Consider the following 1,942-nt stretch of genomic DNA (forward strand, 5'->3'; position numbering starts at 1 on the left):
GTGCCTGCAATGGGCACTCGAGTCCGGACAGGACCACGGTGTGTGGGGAGGCTTGAGCGAAGACGAACGTCGTACGCTGAAGCGCCGCAATGCTCGGGCACGTATTCGTACTGCCTGACGTACGCACGTATCGGTGAACCCCGTGGCCTCGGCCGCGGGGTTCTTTGCATCCCCACGGGACCGCGGTTTACCAGGAGAACCTGGTAAACCGCCACTCCGCCGGGCAAATTTGCCTGGAGAAGTGGTGCTCTGCCCGGCGGAGTGCGGCTTGCCCGGAGAGGTGACCGTTTACCAGGAGAACCTGGTAAACCGCCATCGCCAAGGCACTAGACGTTGAGCGAGATGGCGACGGTCGTGCCGCCGCCGAAGCGCGGCTCGAACGCCAATGACCCGTGCAGCTCACCCTCGACCAGCGTCGTGACGATCGACAGCCCCAGGCTGCCGGCCGGGTCGAAGTCCGCCGGGAGCCCCTTGCCGTCGTCGCTGACCCGCAGGCGTACGCGATCGCGGATGCGGTTGACCGCCAGCGTCAGCGTCCCGCCCTGCTCGCCGAACGCGTGCGCTGCCGCGTTCTGGATCAGCTCGGTGAGCACCATCGCGAGCGGCGTCGCCACGGCGCCCGGCAGCATTCCGAACGAACCGATCCGTTCGGCGCTGACCCGGCCCGCGCCCGAGGTCTCCTCGGCGACGTCGAGCACCGTGCGCAGCAGCCGGTCGGCGATGTCGTCGAACGCCACGCTGTCGTCGAACGACTGGCTCAACGTCTCGTGCACGAGCGCGATCGAACCGACCCGGCGCACGGCGTCGTCGAGCGCTGCGCGCGCCTCAGGCAGCTCCATCCGCCGGCCCTGCAGCCGGAGCAGGGCGGCAACGGTCTGCAGGTTGTTCTTGACCCGGTGGTGGATCTCGCGGATCGTCGCCTCCTTGGAGACGAGCTCGCGCTCGCGGAGCCGCAGCTCGGTGACGTCGCGCAGCAGGATCAGCGCGCCGCTGCGGTGGCCGTCCGAACGCAGCGGGATGACGCGCAGCAGCAACGACGCAGCGGAGTTCTCGATCTCGGCCTCGGTGCTGGCGTCCCCGCCGAGGATGCCGCGCGCTCCCCGGTCGGTCGGACGGCGGTCGACGAGGCCGGACGTGACGTGTCCCAGCTGCGTGCCGACGAGGTCGCCCACGAGGCCGAGCCGTCGGTAGGCCGACATCGCGTTGGGGCTGGCGTAGCGGACCGTGCCGGCGGCATTCGTGCGTACGAAGCCGTCGCCCACCCGGAGCGAGTCGGCGAGGTCGGAGCGGCTCCCCGGCACCGGGAACTCGCCCCGGCGGATCATCTCGGCCAGCTCGCCGGCCGCCTCGAAGTACGCCGCCTCGAGCGTGCTGGCGGTACGCAGGGCGGACTCGGCGCTGCGCCGGGAGATCACCGCGATCGTCCGGCCGTCGTGCGTGACCGGGATGAGCTCGACCCGGACACGTCGGCCGTCGGGCAGCTCCGCGATCCGTTCGGCGACGATCTCGCCGGAGGTGAGTGCCTCCTCGATCTCGTCGATCCGGCCCGACGGCATGAACGTCCCGGCCACGTCCTCGAACAGCGTCGTCGGTCCGGTCGTGGGGCGGATCTGCGCGCCGGCCCACATCCCCTTGGCCTCCGCGTCGGGGATCCACAGCACCAGATCGGCGAACGACAGGTCCGCGATGATCTGCCAGTCCGTCACCAGGGCGTGCAGCCAGGCGACGTCGTCGGAGCTCAGCGACGTCTGGAAGCGCGCGATGTCGTCCAGCGAGGGCACCCGGTCAGCGTAGTCGGGAGGACGTGGCACGATGTGGGAGTGTCTGAGGCGTACTGGCAAACCGTGATGCAGAACGGGATGAACGTACCCGGCGATCGCAGCCTCGACGAGTGCACCGTCGAGCTCGTCGAGATGCTGGGCCACTCCAACCCCCGCTGGCG

The 1,942-nt window shown here is 69.9% G+C and carries 2 protein-coding genes; one reads left to right on the forward strand and one right to left on the reverse strand.

Annotated features, from left to right (window positions below; all coding sequences use genetic code 11):
- A partial coding sequence (locus V6M46_RS10040; RefSeq protein WP_332664403.1) for a WhiB family transcriptional regulator occupies positions 1–118 on the forward strand: 118 nt, incomplete at its 5' end.
- Between the two features lie 208 nt (positions 119–326).
- Here V6M46_RS10040 and V6M46_RS10045 read toward each other — a convergent pair.
- Positions 327–1,781 carry a sensor histidine kinase gene (locus V6M46_RS10045; RefSeq protein ID WP_332664401.1) on the reverse strand — a complete coding sequence of 485 codons (1,455 nt, stop codon included), beginning with the start codon at positions 1,779–1,781 and terminating at the stop codon, positions 327–329.
- Positions 1,782–1,942 lie beyond the last annotated feature (161 nt).

The sequence above is a fragment of the Aeromicrobium sp. genome, assembly GCF_036676885.1.
In the GTDB taxonomy this organism is placed as follows: Bacteria; Actinomycetota; Actinomycetes; order Propionibacteriales; family Nocardioidaceae; genus Aeromicrobium.